Origin of the sequence: Pseudonocardia kunmingensis, from assembly GCF_006716445.1 — a bacterium.
In the GTDB taxonomy this organism is placed as follows: Bacteria; Actinomycetota; Actinomycetes; order Mycobacteriales; family Pseudonocardiaceae; genus Pseudonocardia; species Pseudonocardia kunmingensis.
This window is the reverse complement of record NZ_VFPA01000001.1, coordinates 1,385,080-1,399,835: the sequence shown is the minus strand read 5'-3', so window position 1 is coordinate 1,399,835 and position 14,756 is coordinate 1,385,080. Positions and strand designations below refer to the sequence as shown.

General features: G+C 74.2%; 15 protein-coding genes. 12 read left to right on the top strand and 3 right to left on the bottom strand.

Annotation, left to right across the window (positions count from 1 at the left end):
• Positions 1-5: 5 nt before the first annotated feature.
• The 8 genes from FB558_RS06690 to FB558_RS06655 all read left to right on the top strand — a co-directional run bounded on the left by FB558_RS06690 (position 6) and on the right by FB558_RS06655 (position 7,072).
• Positions 6-1,538, top strand: coding sequence for a Na+/H+ antiporter subunit D (locus tag FB558_RS06690; protein ID WP_142049130.1), 1,533 nt, complete (start codon positions 6-8; stop codon positions 1,536-1,538).
• Positions 1,535-2,125: a Na+/H+ antiporter subunit E gene (locus FB558_RS06685; protein ID WP_142049128.1), complete on the top strand. Its 591-nt coding sequence runs from the start codon at positions 1,535-1,537 to the stop codon at positions 2,123-2,125. Before FB558_RS06690 ends, FB558_RS06685 begins: the two co-directional genes overlap by 4 nt.
• Entirely contained in the window at positions 2,122-2,388 is a 267-nt protein-coding gene (locus tag FB558_RS06680) for a monovalent cation/H+ antiporter complex subunit F (protein WP_142049126.1), read from the top strand. The genes FB558_RS06685 and FB558_RS06680 overlap by 4 nt, the downstream gene beginning before the upstream one ends.
• Positions 2,385-2,741: a monovalent cation/H(+) antiporter subunit G gene (gene mnhG / locus FB558_RS06675; protein WP_142049124.1), complete on the top strand. Its 357-nt coding sequence runs from the start codon at positions 2,385-2,387 to the stop codon at positions 2,739-2,741. The genes FB558_RS06680 and mnhG overlap by 4 nt, the downstream gene beginning before the upstream one ends.
• A gap of 10 nt (positions 2,742-2,751) precedes the next feature.
• A complete protein-coding gene (locus FB558_RS06670) occupies positions 2,752-3,273 on the top strand; it encodes a gamma carbonic anhydrase family protein (RefSeq protein WP_142049122.1) in 522 nt (173 codons plus the stop codon).
• Positions 3,273-3,953, top strand: a complete 681-nt coding sequence (locus FB558_RS06665; RefSeq protein WP_142049120.1) for a uracil-DNA glycosylase — start codon at positions 3,273-3,275, stop codon at positions 3,951-3,953. Before FB558_RS06670 ends, FB558_RS06665 begins: the two co-directional genes overlap by 1 nt.
• A gap of 1,175 nt (positions 3,954-5,128) precedes the next feature.
• Entirely contained in the window at positions 5,129-5,971 is an 843-nt protein-coding gene (locus tag FB558_RS43120; RefSeq protein WP_170231208.1) for a polysaccharide lyase family 7 protein, read from the top strand.
• An 81-nt stretch (positions 5,972-6,052) separates the two neighbouring features.
• Positions 6,053-7,072, top strand: a complete 1,020-nt coding sequence (locus FB558_RS06655; RefSeq protein ID WP_142049118.1) for an NAD(P)/FAD-dependent oxidoreductase — start codon at positions 6,053-6,055, stop codon at positions 7,070-7,072.
• 59 nt (positions 7,073-7,131) lie between these two features.
• Here the strand turns inward: FB558_RS06655 and rpmB are convergent, their stop codons facing one another.
• A complete protein-coding gene (gene rpmB / locus FB558_RS06650; protein WP_142049116.1) occupies positions 7,132-7,323 on the bottom strand; it encodes a 50S ribosomal protein L28 in 192 nt (63 codons plus the stop codon).
• 119 nt (positions 7,324-7,442) lie between these two features.
• On the opposite strand from rpmB, the gene FB558_RS06645 reads away from it, so the two are divergent.
• The 3 genes from FB558_RS06645 to FB558_RS06635 all read left to right on the top strand — a co-directional run bounded on the left by FB558_RS06645 (position 7,443) and on the right by FB558_RS06635 (position 12,117).
• A complete protein-coding gene (locus FB558_RS06645; RefSeq protein WP_142049114.1) occupies positions 7,443-9,065 on the top strand; it encodes a DAK2 domain-containing protein in 1,623 nt (540 codons plus the stop codon).
• Complete coding sequence (recG, locus tag FB558_RS06640; RefSeq protein WP_142049112.1) at positions 9,062-11,251, top strand: ATP-dependent DNA helicase RecG; 2,190 nt, start codon at positions 9,062-9,064, stop codon at positions 11,249-11,251. Before FB558_RS06645 ends, recG begins: the two co-directional genes overlap by 4 nt.
• A 275-nt stretch (positions 11,252-11,526) precedes the next feature.
• Entirely contained in the window at positions 11,527-12,117 is a 591-nt protein-coding gene (locus tag FB558_RS06635) for a TetR/AcrR family transcriptional regulator (protein WP_142049111.1), read from the top strand.
• Here the strand turns inward: FB558_RS06635 and FB558_RS06630 are convergent.
• Positions 12,077-12,619: a nuclear transport factor 2 family protein gene (locus tag FB558_RS06630; protein WP_170231207.1), complete on the bottom strand. Its 543-nt coding sequence runs from the start codon at positions 12,617-12,619 to the stop codon at positions 12,077-12,079. The two genes, FB558_RS06635 and FB558_RS06630, sit on opposite strands and share 41 nt — an antisense overlap.
• A gap of 332 nt (positions 12,620-12,951) precedes the next feature.
• Here FB558_RS06630 and FB558_RS06625 point away from each other — a divergent pair, with 332 nt between their 5' ends.
• Positions 12,952-13,746, top strand: coding sequence for an SAM-dependent methyltransferase (locus FB558_RS06625; RefSeq protein ID WP_142049107.1), 795 nt, complete (start codon positions 12,952-12,954; stop codon positions 13,744-13,746).
• Between the two features lie 88 nt (positions 13,747-13,834).
• Here the strand turns inward: FB558_RS06625 and FB558_RS06620 are convergent, their stop codons facing one another.
• Positions 13,835-14,731 (bottom strand): hypothetical protein, encoded by an 897-nt coding sequence (locus tag FB558_RS06620; protein ID WP_142049105.1) that lies wholly within the window; start codon positions 14,729-14,731, stop codon positions 13,835-13,837.
• Positions 14,732-14,756: the final 25 nt, after the last annotated feature.

Sequence of the window (14,756 nt, the reverse complement as noted above, 5' to 3'; positions counted from 1 at the left end):
GTGCGATGAGCACGCTGCTCACGCTCCCGGTGCTGCTGCCGATGCTCGGCGCGGCGCTCTCGATCGTCGGCAGCCGGTCGGCCGCGCTGCAGCGGGTGGTCGGGGTCGTCGTGCTCACGGCCGTGGCGGTCCTCGCCGGCGTGCTGCTCGTGGCCACCGACCGCGGCGGGCCCATCGTCGCCGAGCTCGGCGGCTGGCCTGCACCCGTCGGCATCGCGCTGGTGGCCGACCGGCTCTCGGCGCTGTTGCTGCTCGTCTCCACGCTGGTGACGCTCGCGGTGCTGGTCTACGCCATCGACCAGCGCATCGCCGACTACGGCCGGGCCACCGCCAGCACCACGTTCCACCCCATGTACCTCATGCTGTGTGCGGGCGTGTCGCTCGCGTACCTCACGGGCGACCTGTTCACGCTGTTCGTGGCGTTCGAGCTGATGCTCACCGCGTCCTACGTGCTGATCACGCGCCGCACCGGCGCGAAGCGGATCCGCGCCGGCATGACCTACGTGACGGTCAGCCTGATGTCGTCGCTGCTGTTCCTCACGGCCGTGGCGATGGTGTACGCCGCCACCGGCACGGTGAACCTCGCCGACCTCGCGGGCCGGGTCGGTGACCTGCCACCCGGGCTGCAGACCGTGCTGGCGATGATGCTGCTCGTCGTCTTCGGCATCAAGGCGGCGATCGTCCCGCTGCACTTCTGGCTGCCCGACAGCTACCCGAACGCGCCCGGGCCGGTGGCGGCGTTGTTCGCCGGGCTGCTCACCAAGGTCAGCTTCTACGCGCTGCTGCGCACCCAGACCCTGCTCTTCCCCCGGGAGGAGCCGTGGACGCTCATGCTGGTGCTGTCGGTCGCCACGATGCTGGTCGGGGTCCTCGGGGCGCTCGCCCAGAACGACCTCAACCGCATCCTGTCGTTCCTGCTGGTCAGCCACATCGGCTTCCTGCTGTTCGGCCTGGCCGTGTTCGACGCGGCCGGCGCGTCGGGCGCCACGCTCTACGCCGCGCACCACATCACCGTGCTCGCCACGCTGTTCCTGGTGAGCGGCCTCATCACCCGGCGCACCGGCACCGTGGCCCTGGACCAGATGGGCGGGCTGCTGCGTGATGCGCCCGGGCTCGCGGTGCTGTTCGCGATCCCCGCGCTGACCCTGGCCGGGGTCCCGCCGACGGCCGGGTTCGTCGCCAAGCTCGCGCTGCTGCAGGCGGGTGCGGGGAGCAGCGTGGCCGCGCAGGTCGTGGCCGGGGTCGTGGTACTGGCCAGCCTGCTCACCCTCTACGCGCTCGTCCGGGTGTGGGTGCGGGTCTTCTGGGGCGAGCCGGTGCCGCCGCTGCCCGACGACGACCCGTCCGACGAGGTGGTCGTCGGCACGGCGCGTTCCGCCGTGCCGATGTACGCGGCCACCGGCGGGCTCGTGGCGGCCAGCCTGGCCATCGCCGTCTTCGCGGGGCCGCTGGCGGCCGTCACCGACCGCGCCGGGGTGGACCTGCTCGACCGCGAGCCGTACCGGGTCGCGGTCCTGGGCGTCCAGGAGGGCCGATGACGGTTCCCGACGAGCGCGGCGGGCGGGGTCTCGCGCGGCGGATCCGCGCCCGGCTGCCGTCCGTGCTGTGGCTCACCGTCGTGTGGGTGCTGCTGTGGGGCACGTTCACCGTGGCCTCGGTGGTCGGAGGAGTGCTCGTGGCGCTGCTCGTCACGGGGCTGTTCCGGCTCCCGCTGTCGCGCGAGCGGTTGCCGCTGCGGCCGCTGCGGCTCGTCGGCCTGCTGTGCTACCTGGTCTACGACCTCGTGGTGTCCGGCGCCGAGGTGAGCTGGCAGGTGGTGCGGCACGGCCCCCGCGCCCGCTCGGCGATCATCGCCGTCCCGCTGCTGTCGGGCTCGGACCGGGTCGTCACGGTCATGGCGAACGCGCTCTCGCTCTCCCCGGGCACGATGGCGCTGCAGATCGACCATGACCACGACGTCTGGTACGTCTACGCGCTCGGCCCGCGCGACGAGGCCGGGGTCGACCGGATCCGGCGGCGCACCCTGGACATGCAGCGTCGGGTGCTCGCCGCGCTCGGCTCGCCCGCCGAGGTGGCGGAGGCGGAGCGGCTGGTGGCGGCGGTACCGGTGAGGAGGGCCTCGTGAACGTCGTGTTCACCGTCGTGCTGGGCGTGCTGTGCCTCGCGGGCGCGCTGACGCTCGTGCGGTTGCTGCGCGGGCCGGACACGCTCGACCGGATCGCGGCGCTCGACGTCTTCGTGATCCTCATCGTGGCGGCGGCCTCGGTGTACATCGCCATCTACGGCGACGGCTCCAACATCCCGCTGCTCGCCGCGGTGGCGCTGCTCGGCTTCGTCGGGTCGGCCACGGCCACCCGGCTGGCCGAGCGCAGGGAGCGACTGCGATGACGGTCGCGCCGGTCGTCGTCGACGTCCTCTCCGCGGTGCTGCTGCTCACGGGCGCCCTGACCTGCCTCCTCGGGGCCGTCGGGCTCGTGCGGCTGCCGGACCTCCCCGCGCGGCTGCAGGCGGCCACCAAGCCGCAGACGCTCGGGTTGCTGCTGATCCTCGCGGGCACCGCCCTGCGCGTCCCGCTCGAGAGCGCCGTCACGCTCGTGCTCGTCGGCCTGTTCCAGGTGATCACGGCGCCGGTGATCTCGCAGCTGCTGGGCCGGTCGGCCTACCGCAGCGGGACGGTGCGCCGGGACGGGATGGTCGTCGACGAACTGGCCGACAAGATGCCCGAGGAGCGACCCTCCTAAGCTGCCGGGCGTGCCCCTCTACGCGCTCGGCGACGTCGAACCCGACATCCATCCCGACGCCTACGTCCACCCGGACGCCGTCGTGATCGGCAACGTCACCATCGGGGCGGAGGCCTCGGTCTGGCCCACCGCGGTGCTGCGCGGCGACGACGGCCGCATCGAGGTGGGCGCGCGCACCAGCGTGCAGGACGGCTCGATCATCCACTGCACCCCGCACGAGCCGACGATCATCGGCGCCGAGGTGACCGTGGGGCACAACGTCCACATCGAGGGCGCGGTGATCGGGGACCGCGCGCTGGTGTCGTCCGGGTCGGTGGTGCTGAACGGCGCCCGCGTCGGCGAGGGTGCCGTCGTCGCGGCCGGTGCCGTCGTCTCGCCGAAGGCCGAGATCCCGCCCCGCCGCATGGCGATGGGCGTGCCGGCGCGCGTCCGCGAGGGCCACGAGGTGCCCGAGGGCTACTACGACCGCGCCGTGCAGAGCTACGTCCGCCGCGGGCAGCGGTTCCGCGCGGAGCTGCGGAGGATCTCCTGATGGCCGCCCGACCGCTCGAGGAGGTCGTCGAGGCCGGGTGGGCGCAGGCGCTCGCCCCGGTGGCGCCGGTGATCTCCGACATGGGTGACTTCCTGCGGGCCCAGCTCGCCGCCGGACGCCGGTACCTGCCGGCGGGCGCCCACGTCCTGCGCGCGTTCCAGCAGCCCTTCGACGAGGTGCGGGTGCTCGTGGTGGGCCAGGACCCCTACCCGACGCCCGGGCACGCGATCGGGCTGTCGTTCTCGGTGTCGCCGCAGACCCGGCCGGTGCCGCGGTCGCTGGCCAACATCTTCCGCGAGTACTCCGAGGACCTCGGCCACCCCACCCCGTCCACCGGTGACCTGACGCCGTGGACCGAGCAGGGCGTGCTGCTGCTCAACAGGGTGCTCACGGTCGAGCCCGGCAATCCCGGCTCGCACCGCGACAAGGGCTGGGAGAAGGTCACCGAGCAGGCCATCCGGGCCCTCGTGGACCGGGACGGTGAGCCGCTGGTCGCGATCCTGTGGGGCCGCGACGCGCGCAACCTGGTGCCGCTGCTCGGGGACGTGCCGTGCATCGAGTCGGCCCACCCGAGCCCGATGTCGGCCGACCGCGGCTTCTTCGGCTCGCGCCCCTTCAGCCGCGCCAACGCCCTGCTCGAGGAGCTGGGCGGGGAGCCGGTGGACTGGAAGCTGCCCTAGTACGACAGCCCGAGATCGTTTTCGTCGGATGTGGTGCCGTGGCCGCGGTGGTGCGGCCCTGCGACCGCACTTGGCGATCATGCGATGGCCTCGGGCGAAAGATCGGCGTCTGCGGTTGTGGGGCCGCGGCTGTGCGGTTCTCCGACCGCACGCGCCGATCATCTCTGGTCGCCGCCTCGCACGCGGGTCCTGTGGGCGCGCGGTTCCCGGGCTCGGCGCGAGCTGCCTCACCCCTGGCCTGGTCTTCCGCGCGGTCGGACCGGTGGGCGAGCCCGGCACATCTCTCGGGGTGGCCGGGTTGGCGGAACTGCCGAGTGGCGTGGTCGCTCGGGCTGCCGTCCCCGACTGCGCGGCACGCCGCTTCCCGACGAGAACGCCCCTGCCGGGTGCCACGCAACGTCCGGTGGTGCCGTTCCCGAGCCCTGGCCCCTGCGGCTGCCCGGGATGTTCGGTCTGCCGGGGTGAGGTGGTGCACCGGGACCACAGGCGGTCGGGTGGCACCCCACAGGAACGACCTCGTCCAGGAACGGTGTGCCGCGCAGTCGGGGACGGCCGTCACGGCGACCACGTTGGGCGGTAGTTCTGCCCACCCGACCACCCGTCGAGCGAGGGGACGGCGGAGGCGGGTGATCGCGCCGCAGGCCTGGGCCAAGACGCGAGGCGGTCGTCGCGAGCCGGGTGCGGCGCGCCCACAGGAGGGTTTCCCTGGTCAGGGAGACGTGACGGTCGTCGGGCAGCGGCCTCGGATTCAGCAACGCTGACGTCGACCGTCCAGCGGGCCGAGGATCCTCACGCGGTGGCCGTCCACGTTCCCGGCCGCCTCGCCGGCAAGGTCAGGAAATGCGGCGGAACCACTGTGGTTCCGGCGGGACCGACGAGCGTCCGGAGCCGGTCACCGCACGTCGCGGGGGTCCACACCCGGGTGATCACCCGTGTGGGTGGGATCCGCCCCGTTCGGGGAACGCTGCGCACGATCACCGGCGGGACGCCGGGGGCGCTCATACGATCACCGGGTACGACGACGTGACCCGTCGTCACCACGAGCGGCCTGGCCGCCCGCTCGGTCCACACCCCTGCCCGGGGTCCGTCCTGCGCGTCTCCACGACGGGAGATCCCATGCCCGAGGCCGTCCTGCTCCCCGCCCCCGACCGCCCCTCCCGCGGGAGGTGATCGCCGTGCCGGATCTCCTCGCCCCCGTGGCGGTCGCCGTGGCCGCCGTGCTGGCCGTCCCCGCGGTCGCCGCCCCCGAGCCCTCCGTGATCGACCCCTGCGCCGTCGTGCAGGTGGTGGCGGCTGCCAGGCCGCCGTCGTGCCCGCTGCCGCCCGCGCTGCCCGAGATCGCTCCGCCGGACGCGCAGGGCGGCGCGGACAAGCCGGGGGACCTGCTCGACCTGGGGAACTGGTTCCTCACCCTGCCGATCGGGCCGCCCGGCGACCCGGACTCCATCGACCAGCCCGAGCTGCTCGACTACGAGAGCGAGTGGTTCGACCTGACCCCCGACGGCACCGGCGTCGTCTTCCGGGCGCCCGCGGGCGGCGTGACCACGAAGAACAGCAAGTACCCGCGGTCGGAGCTGCGGGAGATGAACGGCGAGGAGAAGGCCGCCTGGTCGAACACGGAGGGCGTGCACACGCTCGAGAGCCGGCAGGCGATCACGAAGGTGCCGCCGGCGAAGCCCGAGGTGTCGGCCACGCAGATCCACGACGGCGGCGACGACGTCATGCAGATCCGGCTCGAGGGCTCCACGCTCGTGGCGCAGTACGCCGACGGCGAAGAGCAGATCGTGATCGACCCCGACTACGTGCTCGGCACGCCCTACGACCTGAAGATCGTGGCGGCCGACGGGCGGATCACGGTGTTCTACGACGGCGAGCAGAGCGCGGTGATCGACCGCAGCGGCAGCAGCTGGTACTGGAAGGTGGGCGCGTACACGCAGTCCAACCCGGAGCGGGGCGACGACCCCGACGCCGTGGGGGAGGTCGTCGTGTACTCGCTCGCGATCGAGCACACCGACTGAGCGGCCAGGGGTTGCTGGAACGGCAATGAACTTTGCCAGTCGACCCCGTCTGTCCGCACCCTGGTCGCGGAGGTGGTCGACGTGACCGAACAGCTGCAGAACGGCTGCGACGTGGTGGTGGTCGGCGGCGGGGCCGCCGGCCTGAGCGGGGCGCTGGTACTGGCCCGCGCCCGGCGCACGGTGGTGGTCGTCGACGCGGGGGAGCCGCGCAACGCGTCGGCCGACGGCGTGCACGGGCTGCTGGCCCGGGACGGCACGCCCCCGGCCGAGCTGCTGGAGCGCGGCCGGGCCGAGGTGCGCTCCTACGGCGGGAGCGTGGTGACCGGGGCCGTCACCGGCGTGCACCGGGACGGCTCGGGGCTCGTCGTGGCGCTGGCCGACGGCAGAGCCGTGCGGGCCCGGCGGCTGCTGGTGACGACCGGCCTGGTGGACGAGCTGCCGGACGTTCCGGGGCTGCGGGAGCGGTGGGGCCGGGACGTGCTGCACTGCCCGTACTGCCACGGGTGGGAGGTGCGGGACCAGCCGATCGGCGTGCTCGCGAGCGGACCGATGTCGGTGCACCAGGCGCTGCTGTTCCGGCAGTGGAGCGCCGACCTCACGTACTTCACCCACGACCGGCCGGACCTCACCGACGAGCAGTGGGAGCAGCTCGCGGCCCGCGGCATCGAGGTGGTGGACGGCGAGGTGGAGGGCCTGGAGGTCGTCGACGACCGGCTCGTCGGCGTCCGCCTGGCCGACGGCAAGCTGGTTCGCCGGACGGCGCTGGCGGTGGCGACGCGGATGGTCGCCCGCGCGGAGCTGCTCGCCGGGCTCGGCCTGCGGGCGCAACCGCACCCCTCCGGGGTGGGGGAGTACGTCCCGACGGACGCGACCGGGCGCACCGACGTGCCCGGCGTGTGGGCCGCGGGCAACGTCACCGACCTGAGCGCGCAGGTCGGCGCCGCCGCGGCCGCCGGGGCGTTCGCGGCGGCCCAGATCAACGCCGACCTGATGGCGGAGGAGACCCGTCGGGCCGTCGACGCCTACCGGGACCCGTTCTCGGCGCGCTCGGAGTCCCGGCTCAGCGACCTGGTGACGAGCGGCCGCAGGCACGGCCTCTAGACGAACGGCACCCTCGTCCGATCAGATCGGACGAGGGTGCCGTTCGTACGTACGAGCGCTCAGGCGCGCGCGACCTTGCCCGCCTTCAGGCAGGAGGTGCACACGTTCAGCCGGCGGCGGTTGCCGCCGTTCAGGCTGGCACGCACCGTCTGGATGTTCGGGTTCCAGCGGCGGTGGGTACGGCGGTGCGAGTGCGAGACGGACATGCCGAAGCCCGGACCCTTGCCGCAGACGTCGCAGACGGCAGCCACGTCGGACACTCCTCGGGTAGACGATAGGGGGGTTGCCGGGTTGGCCCCGGTCGCGATTACCCAGGATACGCGTGCTGCCGCAGCGGCTTGCAGACCCCCTACCGCCTAGGCTCGCACGGGTGCCCCCGACGCTGGACGCCGCGCTGATCACCCGGTGGACGCGCGCCGCCACCACCGCGCTCGAGCGGCACCGCGCGGAGATCGACCGGATCAACGTCTTCCCGGTTCCCGACGGTGACACGGGCACGAACCTGCTGCTCACAATGCGTGCCGCGGCCGACGCCGTGCGGCGGGCGGTGCGGGAGAACGGTCGCGGCCCCTCCGCGGTGGCGGGTGCGCTCGCCCGCGGCGCGCTGCTCGGCGCGCGCGGCAACTCCGGGGTGATCCTCTCGCAGGTGCTGCGCGGCGTCGCGGAGGCGATCGCGAAGGTGGCGGGTCCGGCCCCTGCGGGCGCGGTCCTCGCCGACGCGCTGCAGCGGGCCCACCGGCTCGCGACGGCCGCCGTCAGCTCGCCCCGCGAGGGCACCGTGCTCTCGGTGCTCGCGGCGGCGGCGGGTGCGGCCGCCGCGGTCGGCTCGGACCGGCTCGACGACGTGGCGGTCGCCGCGGCCGACGCCGCCGGTGCCGCGGTGCAGGCCACCACGGGGCAGCTGCCGGAGCTGGCCAGGGCGGGCGTCGTCGACGCCGGCGGGCTCGGCCTCTACGTCGTGCTGGACGCGCTCGCCGCGCTGGTCACCGGGCGGGTCGGCGGCGAGCTGCCGCGCCCGCCCGCGCCCGCGGCCCGGAGCCGGGAGGTGCTGGTGGCGCAGCGGGAGACCGGGTCGGCCGAGCACGACTACGAGGTCATGTACCTCCTGGACGGCAGCGACCGGGCGCGGGTCGACGCGCTGCGCGCCCGGCTGGGCGCCGTCGGCGACTCGGTGGTGGTGGCCGAGGGCGGCGACGACCTGTGGAACGTCCACGTGCACTGCACCGACATCGGGGCCGCGATCGAGGCCGGCATCGCGGCGGGACGGCCGCACCGGATCACCGTGGTCCGCTTCGCCGACACCCCGCGGGAGGCGCCCGGGCGGTTCGTGCGCGAGCGCGCGGTGCTGATGGTCGTGCCCGGTCCGGACGTGGCCGACCTGGCCCGCTCGGCGGGCGCCGCCGTGCTGGAACGCCGCGCGGGCCACCGCCCCGGGGAGGAGGAGCTGGCGGCGGCGCTGGCCGGCACCCGCGCGCGCCACGTCGTGCTCCTGCCCGACGACGCCGACCTCACCGGGACCGCCGAACGCGCGGCGGCCGCGGCGCGCCGCGACGGGCAGGAGGTGCTGGTCGTGCCGACGGCGTCGGTGCTGCAGGGGCTCTCGGCCCTCGCCGTGCACGACGCGGCGCGGCGCGCGGGCGACGACGTGGTCGCGATGGCCGAGGCCGCCGCGGGCACCCGGACCGGCGGGCTGCAAGTGGCCGAGTCCGAGGCGCTCACCTGGGTGGGGCGCTGCGAACCCGGCGACGTGCTCGGCATCACCGACGGGGAGGTGGTGCTGATCGCCCCCGACCTGGCTGTCGGGGGGCTGTGGTTGGCTCACCGCATGCTCACGGCGGGTGGTGAGATCGTCACCGTGCTCCTCGGTGAGGGGGCCGACGCGGCGCTGGGGGAGGGCCTGGCGGCCGACCTGCGTCGCACCCATCCCGAGGTCGACGTCGTGGTGCACCGCGGGGGGCAGAGCGACTACCCGCTCGTACTGGGGGTGGAATGACCGGGATCGACATGTCGAGCGCGCTGGAGCCGCTGGTCGGCAAGCGCACGGCCGCGGCGCTGGAGTCGCTCGACATCGCCACCGTCGGCGAGCTCGTGCGGCACTACCCGCGCCGCTACGTCGACCGCGGCAAGCTCACCGACATCGCCGGCCTCGAGATCGGCGAGCAGGCCACCCTCGTGGCGCAGGTGGAGAAGTCGGCGCTGCGCGACATGCGCTCGCGGCGCGGGAAGCTGCTCAGCGTCGTCATCCGCGACGAGAAGGGCGCCACGATCGACTGCACCTTCTTCAACGGCCACAAGGTGCAGCACGTCATCCACCCCGGGGTCCGTGCCGTGTTCTCGGGCAAGGTCGGGGTCTTCAACGGGAAGCTGCAGCTCACGCACCCGCAGTTCGAGCCGTTCGACGAGGCCGACGAGATCCGCCCGTTCCTGTCCGTCTACCCGGCCACCGGCAAGATCACCTCGCAGCAGGTGGCGCGCTGCGTCCGGCAGGTCCTCGACGTGCTCGACGACCCCACCGACCCGCTGCCCGAGTTGGTGCGGGGCCGGGAGAAGCTCACCGACCTGGGGCGGGCGCTGCGGCGCATCCACGTGCCGGAGTCCGAGGCCGACATCCACGCCGCCCGCCACCGGCTCGTGTGGGACGAGGCGATGGGCGTGCAGCTCGCGCTGGCGCTGCGCCGCCAGGCCACCGCCACCCGCCCCGCTGCCGCCTGCCCGCCGGTGCCGGGCGGCCTGCTCGACGCGTTCGACGCCCAGCTCCCGTTCGCGCTCACCGCCGGCCAGCACGCCGTGGGCGCCGAGATCGCCGCCGACCTGGCCCGCGAGCACCCGATGAACCGGCTCGTGCAGGGCGACGTCGGCGCGGGCAAGACCGTCGTCGCGCTGCGGGCGATGCTGCAGGTCGTCGACGGCGGTCGGCAGGCGGCTCTGCTCGCGCCCACCGAGGTGCTCGCAGCCCAGCACGCGCGCTCGCTGCGCACGCTGCTCGGGCCGCTCGGGAAGGCCGGCGAGCTGGGCGGCGCCGAGCAGGCCACGAGCGTCACGCTGCTCACCGGGTCGCTGGGGGCGAAGGCGCGCCGGCAGGCGTTGCTGGACGCGCAGTCCGGCGCCGCGGGCATCGTCGTCGGCACCCACGCGCTCATCCAGGAGCACGTCGGGTTCGCCGACCTCGGGCTCGTCGTCGTCGACGAGCAGCACCGGTTCGGCGTGGAGCAGCGCGACGCGCTGCGCAGCCGCGGCGAGCTCGCCCCGCACATGCTCGTCATGACGGCCACGCCGATCCCGCGCACGGTGGCGATGACCGTCTACGGCGACCTCGAGGTCTCCGCGCTGCGCGAGCTCCCCAAGGGGCGCTCGCCCATCGCCACCACAGTCGTGCCGCTGGCGGAGAAGCCGTCGTGGTTCGAGCGGGTGTGGCGCCGCGTGCACGAGGAGGTCGCGGCCGGGCACCAGGCGTACGTCGTGTGCCCGCGCGTCGGCGGTGCCGACACCGGCGCCGACGCCGACCTCGTCGACACCGAGGATCCCGACATCGGCGCCGACAGCGACGACGGGCAGGCCAAGCGCCCGCCGATGGCCGTGCTGGAGGTCGCGCCCAAGCTCGACGACGGCCCGTTGCACGGTCTGCGGATCGGCGTGCTGCACGGCAAGCTCCCGCCGGACGAGAAGGACGCCGTGATGCGGGCCTTCGAGCGTGGCGAGCTCGACGTGCTGGTGGCCACCACCGTCATCGAGGTCGGTGTCGACGTGCCCAACTCCACCTGCATGGTCATCCTCGACGCCGACCGCTTCGGGCTCTCCCAGCTGCACCAGCTGCGCGGGCGCGTCGGCCGCGGGTCGGCGCCGGGGGTGTGCCTGCTCGTCACCGACATGCCCGCCGCCACCACGGCCCGCGAGCGCCTCGACGCCGTCGCCGGCACCACCGACGGCTTCGAGCTGGCCCGCCTCGACCTCGAGCTGCGCCGCGAGGGCGACGTGCTGGGCGCGCTGCAGTCCGGCCGCCGCTCCGGGCTGCGGCTGCTGTCGTTGCTGCGCCACGAGGAGGTCATCTCCAAGGCGCAGGTGTACGCGCAGCACGTCGTGGCCGACGACCCGGGCCTGCGCCGCCACCCCGGCCTCGCCGCCCTGGTCGGCGAGACCGTGGGCGACGAGGAGCGCGCGGCCTACCTGGACAAGGTCTGACGCCACCCCCGCGAGTCTCCCGTTCGAGCAGGGCGAGTCTCGCGTTCGGACAGGGCGAGTCTCCCGTTCGAGCAGGGCGAGTCTCGCGTTCGGACAGGGCGAGTCTCGCGTTCTGGCGGGCTTCGAGCCGCGGTCGTACGGCTGGGGCGTGATCAGCGGTGTCGGACCGCGCAACTCGCCCTGTGGAGACGGGAGACTCGCCCGGTCGGTATGGGGGACTCGCCCTGTCAGGTGGAGCGGGTGCCGCGCCGGTCAACGCACGTAGGCTGAGCGCCGTGCCACCCAGGTCTCACCGCACGTCCCGGGATGCGCAGCGTGAGCGGACGCAGGCGCGCATCCTCGCCGCGGCCCGCCGGCTCTTCGCCTCCGCCGGCTACGACCGCACCACGGTGCGCGCCATCGCGCGGGAGGCGGGCAGCGACCCGGGGCTGGTGATCCGCTACTTCGGGTCGAAGGAACAGCTGTTCGCCCGGGCCGCGGAGCTGCCCCCGGACGACCGGCTCGAGGGTGAGCCCGCGCGGATCGCCGAACAGATGCTGGCGTCGTTGCAGGCGAAGCTGACCTCCGACGCGGCGGGTTCGGTGGCGGTGCTGCGCTCGATGCTCACCCATCCCGACGCTGAGCGCGAGGTGCGCCAGGCGCTCGCGGACCAGCAGCGGGCCGGGGCCGCGGCGCTCGGGAGCCCGGATGCCGCCCTGCGGATCGGCCTCGTCGGGGTGCTCGTGCTCGGGGTCGTGCTGGGGCGTGATCTGCTCGAGCTGGACGGGCTGCGCGACGCGCCTCCCGAGCAGGTGGTGGCGCTGCTGCGCCCGGCGATCCACGCCCTCACGTACGGGGGTGCGGAGCCCGGGCCCCGGGGGTCGTGAGCCGCCGAGCGCCCGGTCCGCTCCGGGCACCCGCCGCGCGGAGACGGCCGACCAGCGCCGTCCCGACCCGGTCCGCGGCCACCCGCACCGTGCCGCGCAGCCCGAGGGCCTGCACGCCGGAGAGCGGACTCCAGTAGTCGCGCCACAGCGCGATCTCGCCGTCGTGGGCCCGCAGCACCTGCACGTAGGGCATCCGGTAGCCCTTGCCCGTGCTCGTGACGATGCCCCTGGCCTCGTACTCGACCACGACCAGCTCCGGGTCGGACCCCTCGATGACGTGCAGGTCACCCGTGCCCGTCAGCACGAGGGGCGTCGAGACGATCGACGTCAGGTACGCACGGATCTCCTCGCGGCCCTGGAGCCGCGCCGGGACGCCCGGCGGGGCGAACGGCAGCTCGTGCCTGCCGTCGACCGCGAACATGTCGGCGAACGCGTTCATGTCCTTGGCCAGGAAGCAGCGCAGGGCCTGCGCGAAGACCTCCCGTGCGGGTGGGGCACCCAATGTCCGCTCCGTTCCAGGCAACACTCGTTGACTGAAACAACCGTAGCGGCTGCCCAGCCGTTCAGTCAACGAGCGTAGGCCGAACTGGGACCGGTGCGGTGACAGATGGTGCGAGGCGCAGCGAAGCGGGATCCGCATGACGAACGGCACTTTCGTCGGCTAGGTACCGACGAAAGTGCCGTTCGTCCGGGTGGTCCTCGCACGCACCCCGATTCGCCCCACCACCCGTCGACGGGGTGCAACCGGTGGGCGCGGACCGGCCGCTGCACGACCCGGTGAACCGTCATCGCCACCGCACTAGTGTGGCGATCCCCACCCCGAGGAGTGAGCAAGTGACCGAGCCGAGCCGCGAGATCGACACCAGCGTTCCGGGCGCCGCCCGCATCTGGAACTACTGGCTGGGCGGCAAGGACAACTACGAGGCCGACCGGCTCGCGGCCGAGGCGGCTCTGCAGTACTACGACATGGCCACGTTCGCGCGGCAGTCGCGGCAGTTCCTCAACCGGGTCGTGCGGTTCCTGGCAGGGGAGGCGGGCGTCCGGCAGTTCCTCGACGTGGGGACCGGGCTGCCGACCATGCAGAACACCCACGAGATCGCCCAGGCGATCGCACCGGACGCCCGGATCGCCTACGTGGACAACGACCCCATCGTGCTGGCGCACGCGCGGGTCCTGCTGAGGAACACGACACCCGAGGGCGTCACCGACTACGTCGAGGCCGACTACCACGACCCGGACCAGATCCTCGCCCACGCGCGGCGCATCCTGGACTTCGAGCAGCCGATCGCGGTCATGTTCATGGGCGTCCTCGGCCACGCCAGGGGCTTCGAGGCCTCGCACGCGGTCGTGGCGCGGGTGATGGACGCGGTGCCGTCGGGCAGCTACCTGGCCCTGTGGGACGGCAACGACACCAACGCCGCGCTCAACGCCCTCGCCGAGAACTACGCGAAGTCCGGGGGCGTGCCCTACATCCAGCAGCCGATCGAGCACATCCGCGGGTACTTCTCCGGGTTGGAGCTGGTCGAGCCCGGCCTGGTGCCCGTCACGGAATGGCGGCCGGAGCGCACGGACATCGGTGATGTCGAGCCCCTGCCCGAGACCACGGGCGGAGTGGCGCGCAAGCCCTGAGGCGCCCGCACCGCCGCACACACCTCCGCAGCGCGGCACACACGGCCGGGCCTGTGTGCGGGTGTCGGGAGGTGTGTGCGGGCGGGCGTCAGGCCGGCAGTGCGCCGCGTGCGGCCTCGTCCAGAGCGGCGGCGGCCGTGCGGGGGAGGTGCACGACCCCGGCACGGTCGAGCTTGGTCAGCTCCGCGCGGGCGAGGGAGTAGGCGGCGAGGCGCTCGGGGTCGTTGTCGGAGTCGCGGGCCGTGGTGAGCAGCTTGATCACCCGCTCGACGGTGCCGCGCTCGGCGGGGGACAGGCCGGACAGGCGGATGCGGTCGGCGGCCTCCACCGCGGCGCGCCAGGCGCGCTCGGCCCGGTCGACGGCGGAGACGAACGACGCGCCGTGCTCACCGGGCGGGTATGCGTCCGTCGCGAGCGCCTGGGCCTCGGCGAACGCGTCGACGAAGCGCGCAGTGCTGGGCACCGACACGTCGGCGAGCGCGGGGCGGTGCAGCACCTGCATCGGGTCGCACTCGAACGCGGCGTACTCACCGCGCAGGGCGGCGAAGCGGTCGCGGGCCCGCTCCCACACGGCCTCGGGTCGGGGCGGCGCGGCCGGGCGGGCCGGGAGGGGCACGGTGCCCGCCGCGAGGGCGCGGCGCCTGCCGTGCCGGGCCAGCGCGATGGCCGTGCCACCCACCAGCAGCGCCGGGAGCGCCATCGCGGTGACGGCCACCGCGGCCGCGAAGATCGAGACCACGATGAGGGCGACGGTGCCCGCGGCTGCGGAGGCGAGCAGGAGGGCCAGCAACACCCAGCCCGGGGAGTGCCGGCGGTGCCGGCGCCCCGCGAAGCGACGCGCACGGTGGCCGGCGATCCGGGCTCGATGGGCCTCGATGCGGGCGTGGTGGGCCTCTCGGTGCGCGCGGCGGTGCTGGGCCATCTCGCGCAGCCGCCGGCCGTGGGCGAACGCGGCGCCGTGGGTCGCCCGTGGGTCAGGACGCATGGCGGGCCACCCCTCGGTTCGTTCG

Excerpts from the sequence above, each read along its gene's own strand:
- recG (WP_142049112.1), top strand. The coding sequence starts at position 9,062 with ATGACCGGGATCGACATGTCGAGCGCGCTGGAGCCGCTGGTCGGCAAG.
- mnhG (WP_142049124.1), top strand. The coding sequence starts at position 2,385 with ATGACGGTCGCGCCGGTCGTCGTCGACGTCCTCTCCGCGGTGCTGCTG.
- FB558_RS06620 (WP_142049105.1), bottom strand. The coding sequence starts at position 14,731 with ATGCGTCCTGACCCACGGGCGACCCACGGCGCCGCGTTCGCCCACGGC.
- FB558_RS06665 (WP_142049120.1), top strand. The coding sequence starts at position 3,273 with ATGGCCGCCCGACCGCTCGAGGAGGTCGTCGAGGCCGGGTGGGCGCAG.
- FB558_RS06685 (WP_142049128.1), top strand. The coding sequence starts at position 1,535 with ATGACGGTTCCCGACGAGCGCGGCGGGCGGGGTCTCGCGCGGCGGATC.
- FB558_RS06690 (WP_142049130.1), top strand. The coding sequence starts at position 6 with ATGAGCACGCTGCTCACGCTCCCGGTGCTGCTGCCGATGCTCGGCGCG.